The organism is Streptomyces sp. NPDC023838, from assembly GCF_040639555.1.
Taxonomy (GTDB): Bacteria; Actinomycetota; Actinomycetes; order Streptomycetales; family Streptomycetaceae; genus Streptomyces.
The window spans coordinates 268,170-283,076 of record NZ_JBFAAD010000004.1; the positions used below are offsets into that span (position 1 = coordinate 268,170).

9 protein-coding genes and 1 pseudogene are annotated in these 14,907 nt (G+C 67.5%); 4 read left to right on the forward strand and 6 right to left on the reverse strand.

Annotated features, from left to right (window positions below):
• Positions 1 to 8: 8 nt before the first annotated feature.
• The 6 genes and pseudogenes from AB0G17_RS07515 to AB0G17_RS07540 form a co-directional block, all read right to left on the reverse strand.
• Positions 9 to 1,166, reverse strand: coding sequence for a hypothetical protein (locus tag AB0G17_RS07515; RefSeq protein ID WP_361376988.1), 1,158 nt, complete (start codon positions 1,164 to 1,166; stop codon positions 9 to 11).
• Between the two features lie 638 nt (positions 1,167 to 1,804).
• The gene (locus tag AB0G17_RS07520) at positions 1,805 to 2,293 is read right to left on the reverse strand and encodes a hypothetical protein (protein ID WP_361376991.1); all 489 of its coding nucleotides are present in this window, start codon (positions 2,291 to 2,293) and stop codon (positions 1,805 to 1,807) included.
• A 1-nt stretch (position 2,294) separates the two neighbouring features.
• Complete coding sequence (locus AB0G17_RS07525) at positions 2,295 to 4,526, reverse strand: hypothetical protein (RefSeq protein WP_361376994.1); 2,232 nt, start codon at positions 4,524 to 4,526, stop codon at positions 2,295 to 2,297.
• Positions 4,523 to 6,268, reverse strand: coding sequence for a hypothetical protein (locus AB0G17_RS07530; RefSeq protein ID WP_361376997.1), 1,746 nt, complete (start codon positions 6,266 to 6,268; stop codon positions 4,523 to 4,525). The genes AB0G17_RS07525 and AB0G17_RS07530 overlap by 4 nt, the downstream gene beginning before the upstream one ends.
• Positions 6,268 to 7,734: a site-specific integrase gene (locus AB0G17_RS07535; RefSeq protein WP_361377000.1), complete on the reverse strand. Its 1,467-nt coding sequence runs from the start codon at positions 7,732 to 7,734 to the stop codon at positions 6,268 to 6,270. The genes AB0G17_RS07530 and AB0G17_RS07535 overlap by 1 nt, the downstream gene beginning before the upstream one ends.
• Positions 7,735 to 7,838: 104 nt before the next feature.
• Positions 7,839 to 8,081 (reverse strand): annotated as a pseudogene (locus AB0G17_RS07540) (radical SAM protein); the annotation flags it as partial.
• A gap of 183 nt (positions 8,082 to 8,264) precedes the next feature.
• Here AB0G17_RS07540 and AB0G17_RS07545 point away from each other — a divergent pair.
• The 4 genes from AB0G17_RS07545 to AB0G17_RS07560 all read left to right on the forward strand — a co-directional run bounded on the left by AB0G17_RS07545 (position 8,265) and on the right by AB0G17_RS07560 (position 14,885).
• Entirely contained in the window at positions 8,265 to 8,708 is a 444-nt protein-coding gene (locus AB0G17_RS07545) for an SRPBCC family protein (RefSeq protein WP_361377003.1), read from the forward strand.
• Positions 8,709 to 9,123: 415 nt separating this feature from the next.
• Positions 9,124 to 11,478 carry an MFS transporter gene (locus AB0G17_RS07550; RefSeq protein WP_361377208.1) on the forward strand — a complete coding sequence of 785 codons (2,355 nt, stop codon included), beginning with the start codon at positions 9,124 to 9,126 and terminating at the stop codon, positions 11,476 to 11,478.
• Between the two features lie 134 nt (positions 11,479 to 11,612).
• Positions 11,613 to 14,054 (forward strand): SpoIIE family protein phosphatase, encoded by a 2,442-nt coding sequence (locus tag AB0G17_RS07555; protein ID WP_361377006.1) that lies wholly within the window; start codon positions 11,613 to 11,615, stop codon positions 14,052 to 14,054.
• Positions 14,055 to 14,159: 105 nt separating this feature from the next.
• Positions 14,160 to 14,885, forward strand: coding sequence for a class I SAM-dependent methyltransferase (locus AB0G17_RS07560; protein ID WP_361377009.1), 726 nt, complete (start codon positions 14,160 to 14,162; stop codon positions 14,883 to 14,885).
• Positions 14,886 to 14,907: the final 22 nt, after the last annotated feature.

Consider the following 14,907-nt stretch of genomic DNA (forward strand, 5'->3'; position numbering starts at 1 on the left):
TATCAAGGCTACGCACATGCTGGTGGATCGTCCAGGCCTTCGCCGCAGTAATCTGCGAGGATCCGGTCGGACAGGAGACCCAGGCAGCCAAGTCCTGGAAACCCTGGACCCTGGTGATGTGCTGCCATCATCGGTAGGTACAACTTAGGGGCCATTCCAGAGACCTCAAGGTAGCACCCGACTGTTTTAGCAAGAGAATCGAAAGTTATTCTTCCTTTATTCTCTGGCTTGCCGTTGCATTTCTTGGGTGCGTCGCTGCACTTCTTAATGGCCGCCTCGATGGCATTCTTGGCGCCCGCTCCAAGAATCTTAGGGTGAGACCACCACATTGCATCGAACCCCATCGCCACAATGACATAGTCAAATCTTTCTGGCGCTCTCTCTTCTCCCGTCGAGGGGTCAATGTCCTCAAAGGTGACTCGCACTCTTACGCTGTTGCCCTCGATGCTCGCCACCTTGCCGCTCAGGGTCTCCAAGTTTTCGGCATCGTTTATCAGGCTCTTTGCATGAAGTGAGAACACCCCATTGGATGTGTGTTGGACAAATTTCTTGCGACTTTCGCAGTCCATCCTCATCCAGTCCGCTGGGTCAGAGTGATGGCGATTCTCGTCGTAGCTCTCCCCGCGACTGTATATAACACCAGATGGGGAGATTACCTTGATCTGGCAGAGGGGGCTCATGTCGTCAAGTAGGGTCATGATTGCAGAAGCTGCAGCGCCGCCATCCCCAATGACGCCTATTTTGGCCCTCTTCTTCGCGTCCCTATCTATGCGATTCCTGATGCCCCTTCGGTTAAGCCAAAAATTTTGTGCATCCGTCACCCTATTGCCAGAGTCTTTCTGGTTACCGGCTTTTCTTGCTGGTCCCGGCCCGGTGATGACGAGGCCGTCCCCTGGGATTGATGTGACATTCGCCAGACCGTTGTTCGGATTCTCGCCGACGACGTCCACTACCCACTTGCCATCCCGCGTGTCTATGCGGCAGATTCTTCGCTGGTCGATATGAATATCGAACCGCTCCGTTATCCACTGTAGATATTCTGCCCACTCAGAAAGGCGCGGGGGAGGGAGTCCGCAATCAACCCAATCGGCGAATCCTTTAGTGCGCTCACCTGTATCGTCCATTAGAAAGGCTTGCCAACTGAAGGCGAGCATAGAGTAGTTCACTTTTTGATTGTTATCGCCGCCCCAGCATCGGGAGCGGTAAGGGAAGCCCACGTCCTTTAGTGGGGAAGTGGCTAGCGGGTGACTGCCATCGGTGTATCCGCAGTCTCCCGCCCAGTTGGCGCCTGCGCCGTTGTGATCGAAGAGCATAACTTCAGGCGCGTCATCCCCGTACAGTCTAGACAGCACCTTCGCCTTTGCCGCCAGGGCTATTCCCTTTGGGCCGGCTCCGACAACGATCAAGCGTTGTTTCGCGGGCAAATTGGCCTCCGGTTATTGCGAAGCCCTACGAGCCGACCTTGGCGCTCCAGAAGGAGTGGCCTGCGGCGGTCGAGTGTCCTGGGCCAGCTATCAACACCATTTTGCCTCTGAGAGTTCGAGGAGGCGCGCGGAGCCAGCTCACTGGATGCTCGCCGGTCGGCCGCCCCGGCCCGTCCGATCACCGCCCCAATCCGCGACATGGGCCCGGTACCGCGGGTACGTACGGGCCGCCGACGGCCACACGCCCGCCCTACTCGGGCGACAACGCAGTGTCGCGGGGTGTGTGGCCTCGCGACACCGGCTCCGCCGCGGCTGGCGCTGTCAGGTCAGGTCTGAGTTTCGGAGTCGTGGACTGTCGCCGTCCACGTTGGCCTGACCTACTAGCTCTGGCTGGGTGTTGCTGGACTAGGGGTAGGCAGAGGACGGAGGTGGCCAGGCCTGAGCAGGGCACCCCGGAGCCGGACAATCTCCTCGTGTTGGGCGTCAAGGCGGGAGAGGGCCATTTTCTGGAAATCCGTGAGTTCTTGGATCCTGTCGTTGCGTTTGGCTACGCGCTCCTGCAGTTCCTGGTTGGCGGCCTTGAGGCGGGCAATCTGTGTGTCCCGGGGGTCCACGGCTTCCCCGGCCGCCTGAAGCGTGGCGAGGCGCCGTAGGAACTCCTCGCCGAGATGCTGGTATGGGCCAGGCCGCTCCGAACCATCGCGGTTCCTCTTCGCGTAGAAACCGGTGCGCGGGACGCCGGCCTCAACTGCCAGTGTCTTGAGGTCCAGCTTTCCGCCTGTCGGGAGCTCGCCGCGCAGGAGACGGTCCATCGCCGCTCGGACTGCCTCTTCGTTTTGGGCCTTCACGTCGTCGGTCAGCCGTGCCATGTCATTCCTCATCCTTTGCTGAGGCGGTGATCGCGGCGGCATCGATCTCGTCCAGTACCCGCCGACTGCGGTCCACATCGGTCTGAAGGGCTGCCTTCGCTACCTTGTTGCGACCGATGGTTCCGAGGAAGACCTTCTGGCTGTCGTGACTGCTCTGCCACACCTCGCGGTGGCACGGGTGGTGTGTGGCCTGCGGACACCGGGCGGAGTCGCACATCCCGACCATCGGTTTGCTGTCGGCCTTGGGTGTGGTGCCGGCGAGTTTCCAGCACAGCATCTTGTCCGGATCGCGGTTCCAACAGTAGTTCGCCACCCCGACGTGCAGGTTCTTGGCCTCGCGCTGTAGCAGGGTCTCCAGGCGGCGGTCACTGTCTAGCACTTTGGCTTCGCCCGCCTCGTGTTCTCTGAGCTCGGCGTCGATGTGCGTAAACGCGGCTATCAGCCCCGATGCACCTGGCCCGGCTGGCATGACCCCCTTCTGGAAGTCCCGGAATGCCTCCCGCGTCAGCTCGACATGATGTTCTTCCTCTGCCTCCCGGACCTCGTCGAGGAAGACGCCCTGCGATCCGCCGGGTAGGTGCGCATACCCCTCGGTGGTCGCGACACTTACGTGCTTGAGGTGGATTTTCGCGGCCAGCAGGCCCATGGGCCGGTGGGCCAGGGCGAGCGCCAACGTGCGTCGGAGCATCCGGGCGTTGACCGGCCCTGCCGGAATGAGCGGTAGTCCGAGGCGCTGCCCGGCCGGTCCGTTCACCCATTCCCGGAACCCCGTGTAGGCCTTGCCCACGTCGAGCGCCTCGCTGCCGAACAACGCACTGTTGGAGTTGGGGCCTGAAAAGCGGATGGCGAGTTGGACGGCCCGGTATGGCTCCTCGATGACCACCCATTCCTCGGGGGTGCCTCCGAACTTACGGCCCTTGATCAACCGTGATCCGAGCCGGTAGCGGACGCCGCCGCCGATTGTCTCGGTCGGAGGTAGGCAAGAGGACGAGTCGAGTTCTTCGAGTTCGCTGGCGCGCATGCCGCTGATCGCGGCCGTGACCAGCAGGCAAGCCGACAGCATGACCTGGGACAGGGCGCGCAGCTCGCTCCCTTCTAGGGGGAGCGTCCACGGGACTTCGACTGACGGCTCGTCGTGGCGCGGGATGAGCTCGGCTCGCAGGCCGCAGTCCCCGCCGACTCCGACGGCCGCTACAGCGGCCTCCCAGGCCGGCCTCAGCATCGCCAGGTCGCGGGTGTTGAAGTTGCGGACGCCGATGACCGTCTGGGCGAATCGCTGTGTGTTCACTGCCAGGAGCGGGTCGTCAGGTCGCCAACCCTTATTGACGCGGAGGCTGATCTTGTTGCCCTCCAGCCGCGGGAACGGCAGGTCGTCACGGGCATACTCCTCGATGGCGGCCAGGATTTGACTGCGGTCGGTTCCGGTCAGTGACCGGTGCTGTGGCATCGCTCTTGCGGAGGCTGCGAAGTCAAGGAATTGCCTCAGCTCAGCGGCGGCATACGGGCCGATCGTGTCTACGAGGTAGAGGGCGGAATCCAGCATCGGTTGGAACACATTGTCCGGAACAGGCGGGGTCGTATTTCCGGCATTGCGTTGAAGCCACCCTGCTACCTGGCCCGCGGGCCGCCCATCCCAGGGGAAGAACCCCGCTGTGTAGGCGTCCGACGTGAACAGTTCCCTGTACCTGGCGAGGTACAGGATGGGTTTGACGATGTTCGACAAGCTGCTGGGCTCGATCTCCCCGGTGCCGTCCTTGCGCCGCCTCCGGATCTCCAGGTAGGCGTCGCAGTGCTCCTGCCCGACGTCTTCCAGCGTCTTGATGCCCTGCCCGGTGAGGTGGTTGAGCCAGTGGGTCAGCGCCATCAGCGTGCCGTAGACGCTGTTCGGTTTGATGGGTGTGCGGAAGGCGTGCGGAAGTTCAGCCACGGACTCGTGGTTCGGCACGAGCAAAGCGAGCACGAGTTCCTTCGCGGCCAGCCGCCATGCCGGATTGAGGATCGGGGCGAAGTTCCACCGCTTGTAAACCCGCCTCATGGACGCTGGTGCATGAGCGAGGCCTTCCAAGATCCACAGGTCTTCTTCGAAGCGAGGGCGGTGTGCGGTGGGAACCAGTTCCAGTCCGGCCGCCTCGCAAATGTCCACCTGTGCGAATGGGGACCGGTTGGAGAGTGAAGGCGGGATGGGCGCATATCCCCGGGCTGGAACGGTTGGCATGACTGCTGCAATCGTCACGCGGTCATCTCCTCGGGCCGGAGCGGGATCTCCGCGTCACGATCGATGACAGTCATGGCGGCCCGTCCCAGTACGGCAGTTGGGAATCTGGCAAGGATGTCTCGCTCCAGCCGGTCGGCGTACGGGCCGAAAATGGCGATGAACTGGGCATTGGTCATCTGGCGGAACTGGCGGGAGAAGTAGGCCTTGAGTCGGAGTAGGTTTGGCGCATGCCGGGGCATGAACACCGACAGCGGGCACAGCAGGCAGACCCAGGGCCGAGCCGGGCAAGGTTTTCCTTTTGGTCCGTGAATCCCGGCCAGCTGGTTCTTGCACGATGCGGTGAACACATCCCGCTCGCCGCCAAGCAACTCCGCCAACTCGTCTCCGTCCAGCCCGAGTCGTGCTGCTGCGTCCGGTAGGCCGGCGGCAACAGAGGCCAGTTCGTCTTCGGTCAGTACGGTCGGTGCCAGGGCCTTGCGTAGAACGTCGGCCTGGGCCTCCTCGACGATCGTCCCGATGGCGTCCTTCTGCGCTGGGGTCTGTGCGCTGGCGTAGTGGTCTCCTTCCACCCCTGGAGTGTGGTTCGGGTCGATCGTGGTGCGGCCCGTCCACGAACGTCGAGCACCGATGTTGATGTGGGTCTCGCGGATACGGGAGGCATGGATCTGGAGTGCCTGGCCTGAGTCGTCGTGTAGGCCGTGGAGTGAAACCAGTTCCCGTTGCTGTTTCGCGCGGTCGCCGCCCTTGCCGATGTTCACGACGACGTAGGGCGATGTGGATTCGGCGAGAGCGGTCCGGCGCCGGGCGAGGACCCAGAGGTCTTCGCGCAGTTCATGTGCCGCGATGTTTCGGAGCGGGGTGGAGAGAGCCAGCCATCGTTCCAGCAGTGCGACAGCCCGCTTGGTGATCGTCACGGACTCCGGGCCGCTTCGTCCCTTGACGTAGTCCATAAGCACGGTGCTGTTACCAGCCCAGGTGATGCCGTCCAGACCGAGATCGGCGATACCGTCCGGGACGACCCCTGTGTACATACCGAGAAGTAGGCGGTGGGCGTGCATGACGTACGCGGACGGGTAGAGCGCCCTCCTCAGCTCCGGTAGGTCTGCCTTCACCCACTGGCTCTTCTGGGTGCAACCCGTGGCTGCGATGAGCTCTCTGCTGGACATTGGGCCGTGGTTGAGGAGTAGCCAGGCCACGTTCTCCCGGCTCATTCCGTACTCACGAGGGTCGTCTCCTGCGGCAGCCAGTGCCAGCGCGCTCTTGTGGCCCTGCCAGGCCTCGTTCGCTAGCCGTCGCATGACGTCCTGGAGCCGCTGCCACTCGCCGTCGGTGTAGGGCTTGTGCGGTTCGGAAGCTGGTCGCGATTTGAGCGCCCGGCCCTCCAGGTGGACCCGTACTTCCTGGCGTAATGCGCCGGTCTCCCGGTCGTACCCGGACAACAGGGCTCGGGTCTTCGCGCCGTGGTAATAGTCGAAGGCGAGCCAATGCCTCACCACGTTCGACCTGCTGAGATTTGGGGCTCCGCCGGTGAATCCGTCCTTGGCCAGGTGGTTGACCATGGTCTTCAACGTGGCGACGTGACCCCTGACGGTGGAGAGCTTGGTGATCCGGCCGTGCGGATGGATACATGAGGTGAGACCGAGGGCCAGATCAGCGGCCAACACCGGGTTCAGGGTGTCATCCAGCCGCGCTGTCCAGCGGGTTCCGTCAGGGAACACGCACTCGACCCGAAGCGGCTTGTGGTGCACGGTTGCGGCCATCAGATGCCACCTTCATCGTCGAACTCTTCTGCGGCCTCGTCCCGTGCCGCCGAACCGAGCAGGCCGTTGCGTGATCCTGCCTGCTTGTAGGCCTCCCGGAAGATGCGCTGCGTATCCAGACGCATCAGATAGACCTCTGTGGTGGCGATGCTGGAATGTCCCAACAGGTCGCGAAGGACTAGGATCGGCTCGGACTTCGTCAGATATAGAGCGAGCGCGGCGTCCTCGTCGGTGTCAACAATCAATTGCGCGGCTTGCTGGTAGTAGCCCTTGATCAGAGCTTCCATGGTCGCCATCGCGAACGTGTGACGCAGGGTATGTGGCGTGACGGTGGGGAAGCGCGGCTCAAACCGCTCCCGGATGCGCTTGGAGGTGCGCCGGAAGACGGTTCCCCAGTCGACGAACGGCTCACCGTTCGACTGCAGCGCCACCAGCGGCGAGGTGCCGTCGTGAGCCACCAGACGTCGTCGCTCGATCGGGCCGAGGCGACGCCAGGAGATAGTACGCCCGTTGATCTTGGCGCCTTCCCAGTGGGGGTCTGCGACGACAAGCGGGTCGCCGAGACGCGAATCTGGCTGGTAGGCGCTGCCGTACGTCGCCACGTCCCGGTCCAGGTCGATGTACTGATAGACCTCGGCAAGGGCGCCGTAGTCGATCCAGGTTTCCCGCGGCTTTGTCCCCTTGGTTACCGCCTTCGCCAACGGCCACCGGATGGGGACACGGGTGCGCCGTGCCGGCAGGGCCGGAATCTCGTAGGTGAGCAGGTGCGTGAACTCCTGGGCTCGTAGTCCGGACGAGACCACCAAGCGCCCCATTGCCGCGTTACGGCCAAGGTGGCGGCCGCGGAAGCGGTCCGGCGCGGTGTCTTCTTGGCCGTCGGGAGTCAGACCTGCCAGTCCGCGCAGGAAGAGGTCCTTGAAGTCGGCTTCCAGGTACTTGACGGTCACGTGAGGCTTCGCCCGCCTCACGGTCGCGAGGTTCCGCGTCGTTTCGTGGGGACCGGTCGAGCTGTAGTGGGTGACCTGGGCGTATGTGAACGGTACGTCCGTGCACAGGCCCTCCCGGAGCGCCCACTTGTAGAACCCCGCGACGATGGTGATTCGGTTGTTCCAGGTGGACCCGTCCCAGCGGACCTCCAGTGGACCGTTGAACCGGTACTCGGCGAATGCGCTCAGCACGGCGCGCAGCTGTTGCCGGTCGGCGAAGGGATGTACCTGGCGGTCGTGCAGGAACTCCAGCCAGGTGCGAAGGGCCTGCGCGTACGCCTTCCATGACTTCGCGGCGGGGACGCCCATAGTTGGCAGCTCCCGCAGCCATCGGTTGACGGCGATGGTGGGCCTTGGCGTCCCGTTGTCTTCGAATCGCAGATCTTCATCGATGAGAACGGGCGTGCCTTCTCGGATCAACGGCTTCCGGCCGAGGTCCCACGTCTCCCACCCAGCGGGTGAGAAGTAGGTCAGGTGCATGTGCTTCACGCTAGAAAGCGACACACCTGATTGCCGAAGATTTGGATGGAACCACTCGGACGGGTGAGGCGTGGAAAGAGACACTGCAACTAAGCAAGGAGAACGAAGCAGTACACGCACGCGTGCGTGCAGCCCCGGTACGGGTTGACGGTCCACTCGAACGGCATCCGGGACGCCCCGGGCACCCGGTTCACGATCGACCGCGCGCGGACCTCGTGGAAGGTGACCCCGCGGAACTCGGGGGTGTCGAAGGTGCGGGTGACCACCGCGTCCGCATCGAACAGCGCGGCCGCGCCGCCCGTGCCGGACGGCGGTGGATCGCTCTCGGCCAGATTGTCCCAGCGCATGCACGCCTCCTCGGGCCTCGTCCGTAACAGTGACGCCGTTCGTCACCGTGGCGCCAGAATAGAACATCTGTTCCCATGATCGCCGCAACCCCGATTTTGGGGGCCCGCACCCGAGGTGATTGGCTTTGCCCACCCCGAATCCGGGCGCACCCCCCGGATCTCACGAGTGCTGGAGGAAGAGCCATGGCGCAGGTCGAGGCCACCACGGAGCGGATCATCGCGGCGGACCCGGAGACGGTGTTCGACACCGTGGCCGACTACAAGGACAGCCGCCCCAAGCTCCTGTCCGAGCACTTCAGCGAGTACCAGGTGCGCGAGGGCGGCGACGGCGAGGGCACCCTCGTCCACTGGAAGCTCCAGGCCACCAGCAAGCGCGTGCGCGACTGCCTGCTGGAGGTCTCCGAGCCGACCGAGGGGCAGCTCGTCGAGAAGGACCGCAACTCGTCCATGGTCACCACCTGGACCGTGACCCCGGCCGGGGAGGGTCGCTCCAAGGTCGTCGTCACCACCGTGTGGAACGGCGCCGGCGGCATCGGCGGCTTCTTCGAGAAGACCTTCGCCCCCAAGGGCCTCAACCGCATCTACGACACCGTGCTCGGCAAGCTCGCCGCCGAGGTCGAGAAGTAGGCCCGGGCCGACAGGCCGCCCCTGCGGGTTCCCGGTCAAGGTCACCGGTTCGAGTGGTTTTCACGGCGGCCCGGTGGTGCGCCCGCGCGTCCCGGGCCGTGTGAAACACGCTGATGAGGCGGTGGACACGCGCCCCTCCAGGGCGAGTTGTGCGCCCGCGCACCACTCCTCTTCCGCTTGCTCCCCATTAGCGCCCGATGCGCAGTATGTACGCCGCGCAGGCGAATCAGGCGGCGCGACGAGGGGAGCAGACGTGGGTGGGATCACTCTGGTGAAGGACCCGGCGCAGGACGGGCCTTCGGGGGAGGGGCGGCGGACGCGGCGGGCCGCGCGGGAGCCGGCCCCGCAGCACTCCGACGCGGTCTCGGCGGACCGCTCGCCGGACCCGGAGCTGGACCTGGACCCCGACCTGGAGCTGGACCCGGACCCGGCACCCGCGGACGGCCCGGTCCACGAGGCCCCCGTGGGGCTCACCCCCCGCCGGGTGCGGCTGGTCTTCCTCGGCCTGATGCTCACCATGCTGCTCGCGGCGCTCGACCAGATGATCGTGGCGACCGCGCTGCCGAAGATCGTCGGTGATCTGCACGGCCTCGACAAGGTCTCCTGGGCCGTCACCGCCTATCTGCTGGCCTCCACCGTCGGGCTGCCCATCTACGGCAAGCTCGGCGACCTCTTCGGCCGCAAGCCCGTCTTCCAGTTCGCCATCGTCGTCTTCGTGATCGGCTCGGCGCTGGCCGGCTGGTCGCGGACCATGGACGAGCTCATCGCGTTCCGCGCCGTCCAGGGCGTGGGCGGCGGCGGGCTCATGATCGGCGTGCAGGCGATCATCGCCGACATCGTGCCGCCCCGCGAACGCGGCCGCTTCATGGGCCTGATCGGCGCCGTGTACGGCCTGGCGTCCGTGGCCGGGCCCCTGCTCGGCGGCTTCTTCACCGACCACGCCTCCTGGCGCTGGTGCTTCTACATCAACGTCCCCTTCGGCCTGGTCACCCTCGCCGTCATCGCCGTCGTCCTCAAGCTGCCCCGGCCCACCGCCCGCCCCCGCCTGGACGTCCTCGGCTCGCTCCTCCTCGTCGCCGCCTCCACCTGCGTGGTGCTGCTGACCAGTTGGGGTGGTACGGAGTACGCCTGGGGCTCGCGCACCATCCTGGGGCTGGCCGCCGGAGCCCTCGGCACGACGCTGCTCTTCGTGGTGGTCGAGAACTACGCGTGCGAACCGGTCATCCCGCTGCGGCTGTTCCGTGACTCGATCTTCAACATCTCCGGGCTGGTCGGCGCGGTCATCGGTGTCGCGCTCTTCGGCGCGGCCAGCTATCTGCCGACCTTCCTGCAGATGGTGGACGGCGCCAGCGCCACCGAGTCCGGGCTCCTCGTGCTGCCCATGATGGGTGGCATCGTCGGCGCCTCGATCATCTCCGGACAGCTCATCAGCCGCACCGGCCACTACACGATCTACCCGGTCCTCGGCAGCGCGGTCTCAGCCGTCGGCATGTGGCTGCTCTCCCGCCTTGAGACCGACACGCCCCGGCTCGACTACAGCGTCTGGATGGCGGTCCTCGGCATCGGCATCGGCCTGGTGATGCCGGTGCTCGTCCTCGCCGTGCAGAACGCCGCCGACCCCGCCGACCTGGGCACCGCCACCAGCGCCAACAACTACTTCCGGCAGATCGGCGGCAGCGTGGGGGCCGCGGTCTTCGGCACCCTGTTCACCAACCGCCTCGCCCACTCCCTCACCGAGCAGTTCCCCGCGGGCGCCCGCCTCCCCGACCCCCAGTCGATCACCCCGCAGCTGGTCCACACCATGCCGCCCGCCCTGCGCGACGGCTACATCCGCGCCTACGCCGAGGCGATGCCGCGGATCTTCCTCTATCTGGTGCCGGTGCTCGTGCTCGGCCTCCTGCTCGCCTTCTTCCTCAAGGAGAAACCGCTGGTGTCCCAGAACGCCCCGGCCGCCCCCGCCGTCGACCCGGCCCCCGTGCCCCACGCCCGTACGTCCAACGCCCCGTACGCGAGCGGAGTTCCGGTCTGCGGAACGGTCCAGCACAGCGACGGGACCAGCGTGCCGCGCGCCGCGCTCACCCTCGTCGACGTGCGCGGGCAGCAGGTCGGGCGCGGCGGCAGCGGCGAGGACGGGCGGTACGCGCTGAGCGCGCCGGGAGCCGGCAGTTACGTCCTGATCGCGGCGGCCGGAGGGCACCAGCCGCAGGCCGTCTCGGTGACCGTGGGCGAGCGCCCGGTCGAGCTCGACGTGGTCCTCGGCGGCGCCGGACGCCTCGCCGGGTCGGTGGTCACCGCCGACGGCACCCCGGTCAGGGACGCCGCCGTCACCCTCACCGACGTACGCGGCGAGGTCGTCGCCAGCACCCGCAGCGGGCGCGAAGGCGCCTATGTGATCAGCGAGTTGGTCGCCGGTGAGTACACCCTGGCCGCCGGCGCGCCCGCCTTCCGGCCCGCCGCGCTCCCGGTGAGCGTCCAGGCCTCGCGCGAGACCCGGCAGGACATCGAGCTCGCGGGCGGCGCGGTGCTGCGCGGCACGGTCAGGGCGAGCGGCGGACGGCCGGTCGAGGACGCGCGGGTGACGCTGCTCGACGCCGCTGGGAACGTGGTCGACACCCTCACCACCGGCCCCGACGGCACCTTCCGCTTCGTCGACCTCTCGTCCGGCGAGTACACGGTGATCGCGGCCGGGTATCCGCCGGTGGCCACGGTGCTCCAGGTCGCGGGCGGCGGACGCACCGAGCGCGACCTCCAACTCGGCCACGAGGACTGACTATTCGTCAACCGATTGCCCGGTACACGCGGGCGCGCGCCCTATTCCGGCGTTGCCCCGCGCGTGCCCGTCGCGTGGCCGTACGGTAGGTGCCACAGCCGCAGATCCTTGCGGCGGGGAAGGAGCCTCCACCCATGGACAGTGGCACTCCGCCGACGCTGCCGCGGCAGTCCGCCGCGGCCGGACGGATTCCGCTTGCCGTGATCGTCGTGGACGGCGACGGGCTGGTGTCGCACTGGTCGACCGGTGCGCGACGGCTCTTCGGACCCGCCCGCGAGGCGGCGGTCGGCCGGCCCGCCCTCGATCTGCTCCCGGTCTCCGGCGCGCTGCGCCAGGACGGGCCCGGCGACGTCCTGCGGGAGCTGGACGCCTACGACGCGTTCAGCCCCGGCCTGGACGCCTCGCTCAGCGGCCTGACCTCGTACCCCACGGCCGGACGGGCCACCCTCTCGGATCCCGGGCGGCCCCGCGTCGATGTGCTCTGGTGGGCGTATCCGCTGGTCGGGCCGGGCTCCGAGCGGCTCCTCGTGCTGGCGGCGGACGCGGGGCAGCTGCACGCCGAGCACCCGGGGCCGGACCGGGGCGGTGTGGAGCGGATCGCGCCGGGCTTCGCCCTGCACACCGAGTTCCAGGGCGCCGACGAGCTGGCCGGGCGGCTGCCCGAGATCCTGCCCAGCATGAGCGTCGGGGAGAGCTCCCGGATCGTCTCGCAGGTGCTCGAACTCGGCTATCCCGTGCTGGAGTTCAGCCAGCACGACCGGGTGCCGGTGACGCCCGACTGGGGCGTGCCGCGCCGGGCCGAGCGCAGGGCCGTGCGGCGCGGCGAGCAGGCGGCTGCCGCCGTCGGCCGGGCGTCCGCTCCCGAGTTCGCGCAGGACCTTGAGTACGCCGCGGTGCGGGAGCGGCTGGAGTTCCTCAACGAGGTCAGTGGCCGGATCGGCTCCTCCCTCGATCTGTCCCGGACGATCCAGGAGGTGAGCGCCGCCGTGGTGCCGCGCTTCACCGACGTCGCGGGCACCTATCTGCGCGAACAGGTCATCGCGGGTGAGGGGTTCCCCGACGGGCCGCCGGACGAGACCACGCTGTGGCACCGGGTCGCCCTTGAGCACGTCGACGCGCCCGGGCGGTGGGACGACGTCGTACCGGTCGGCGAGTCCATGCCGTTCCCCGCGCACACCCCCTTCTTCCAGTGCATGACCTCCGGCGAGCCCGTGCTCGTCCCGCGCATCAGCGAGCAGATGGGCACCGCCATCGCCTCGCAGTTCGAAAAGCGCGACATCCGGCCTCTGATCAACGGCCGGTCGATGCTGGTGGTTCCCCTCAAGGCGCGCAACGTGGTGCTCGGCTTCATGATCCTGCTGCGCCACGCCGAGCGCGCCGAGTTCAACGACATGGACCGGGTGACGGGCGCCGAACTCGCCGCCCGCGCCGGTCTCGTACTCGACAACGCCCGGATGTACACATACCAGGAGAGCGTCGCCGAGACCCTCCAGGACTCGATGCTGCCGCAGGTCACCCCGCAGATGACCGGCTGCGACACGGCGACGCGCTATCTGCCGGGCACCCTGCTGGGCCGGGTCGGCGGCGACTGGTTCGACTCCATCAAGCTGCCCGGCTCCCGGATCGCCCTGGTGGTCGGGGACGTCATGGGCCACGGCCTCAACTCCGCCGCGATGATGGGCCAGCTGCGCACCGCCGTGCAGACCATGGCGGCCCTCGATCTGCCGCCCGCCCAACTGCTGCGCAACCTCGACGACTTGGCGCAGCGGCTCGGTGAGCACTATCTGGCGACCTGTCTGTACGCGGTCTACGACCCCATCAAGGGTGAGCTCCTGATGGCCAACGCGGGCCATGTGCCGCCGGTCCTGGTCCGCGCCGCCGACGGCCGCAGCGAGCTGCTCGACCTCCCAACCGGGGCGCCCATCGGCGTCGGCGGGGTGCCGTTCGAGACCGCGCGCGTGGCCGTCGAGCCGGGCGACCGGCTGGTGATGTGCACCGACGGGCTGGTCGAGGTGCGGGGCGAGGACATCGGCGTGGGGCTGGCGACGCTCTGCGAGTCGGCAGCGCACCCGGCCGCCTCCATGGACGACGCCTGCGACACCATCATCCGCGCCCTCAACACCCGGGGCGGCCGCAAGGACGACGTGGCCCTGCTGATGGCCCGGCTCAACGGCATAGCGCGCGAGGACGTCGCCGAGTGGGAACTCGCCATAGACGCGCGCGAAGTGGCCCGCGCCCGCCGCCTGGTCGTCGACCGGTTGCGTGACTGGGGCTTCGGTGAGGTGGCGGACACGGTGGAGCTGCTGGTCAGCGAGGTCGTCACCAATGCCGTACGGCACGCGCACAGCCACCGGGTGAGGCTGCGGATGGTGCGGGCCGAGACGCTGCGCTGCGAGGTCGTCGACGACGACCACACGCTGCCCATGCTGCTGCACGCCGGGCCGGTGGACGAGGCCGGGCGCGGTCTGCGGGTGGTGAGCAGGCTGGCCCGCGAGTGGGGGACCAGCCGTACCGGCGAGGGCAAGACCGTGTGGTTCGAGGTGCCGTTGCCGTCCAGGGGGCGCACGAGGCGCTGAACCGGCTCGAACGCGGAGTGAATGATTGCGCCGGGCGCTTGTCGGCGTGCCCCCGGAGCGATAGACCGATCTTGACACTGTGCGTGCCAGCCTGGGGAGTCGGTCATGAGCGTGACGAGTCGGTACAAGGACGCCTGGGACGGCTTCTGGAACGCGGCGCCGGACGAGCAGGGCGCGGTGTTCTGGGACGCCGAACCGGCCCTGACGGCGGGCCCCCACCTCGCCCTCTTCGAGCCCCATCTGGCCGATCTGGCGCTGCCCATGGTCGACTTGGGGTGCGGCAACGGCACCCAGTCCCGCTTCTTCGCCGACCGCTACGACAGCGTCGTCGGCGTCGACCTCTCGTCCGCCGCGGTGGAGCGGGCCAGAAGCCAGGACCCGGACGGGCGGGTCCGGTTCGACCAGCTGGACGCGACGGACGAGAAGGCCGTCCACGAGCTGCACGCGCGCCTGGGCGACGCCAATGTGTATGTGCGCGGGGTCCTCCACCAGTGCGAACCGGCCGACCGCCAGCCCCTGGCCGACGCGGTCGCCACCCTGGTGGGGACGCGTGGCCGGGCCCTCCTGGTGGAGCTCGCGGAGGCGGCGAAGCCGGTCCTGATGGGGCTGGCCCAGGACCCCGCGGGGGCGCCGCCGAAGCTCCGCCCGGTCTTCGCCCACGGCCTCACCCCGGTCGACGTGGCCGACGCGGCAGTGCCCGCCCTGCTCGGCGCGGCCGGTCTCACGGTCGTGGCCCGCGGCGAACTGCCGCTGACCACGACCGAGTACCGCCCGGACGGCACCCGTATCGCGCTGCCCTCTACGTGGTGGGTGGTGGGGCGCACCGGGTGAGGCCGGCCGCGCCGGCGGCCGG

What these genes read in the sequence shown, in the direction of transcription:
- AB0G17_RS07520 (WP_361376991.1), bottom strand. Translation starts at nt 2,293, where the DNA reads ATGGCACGGCTGACCGACGACGTGAAGGCCCAAAACGAAGAGGCAGTC.
- AB0G17_RS07530 (WP_361376997.1), bottom strand. Translation starts at nt 6,268, where the DNA reads ATGGCCGCAACCGTGCACCACAAGCCGCTTCGGGTCGAGTGCGTGTTC.
- AB0G17_RS07535 (WP_361377000.1), bottom strand. Translation starts at nt 7,734, where the DNA reads ATGCACCTGACCTACTTCTCACCCGCTGGGTGGGAGACGTGGGACCTC.
- AB0G17_RS07545 (WP_361377003.1), top strand. Translation starts at nt 8,265, where the DNA reads ATGGCGCAGGTCGAGGCCACCACGGAGCGGATCATCGCGGCGGACCCG.
- AB0G17_RS07555 (WP_361377006.1), top strand. Translation starts at nt 11,613, where the DNA reads ATGGACAGTGGCACTCCGCCGACGCTGCCGCGGCAGTCCGCCGCGGCC.
- AB0G17_RS07560 (WP_361377009.1), top strand. Translation starts at nt 14,160, where the DNA reads ATGAGCGTGACGAGTCGGTACAAGGACGCCTGGGACGGCTTCTGGAAC.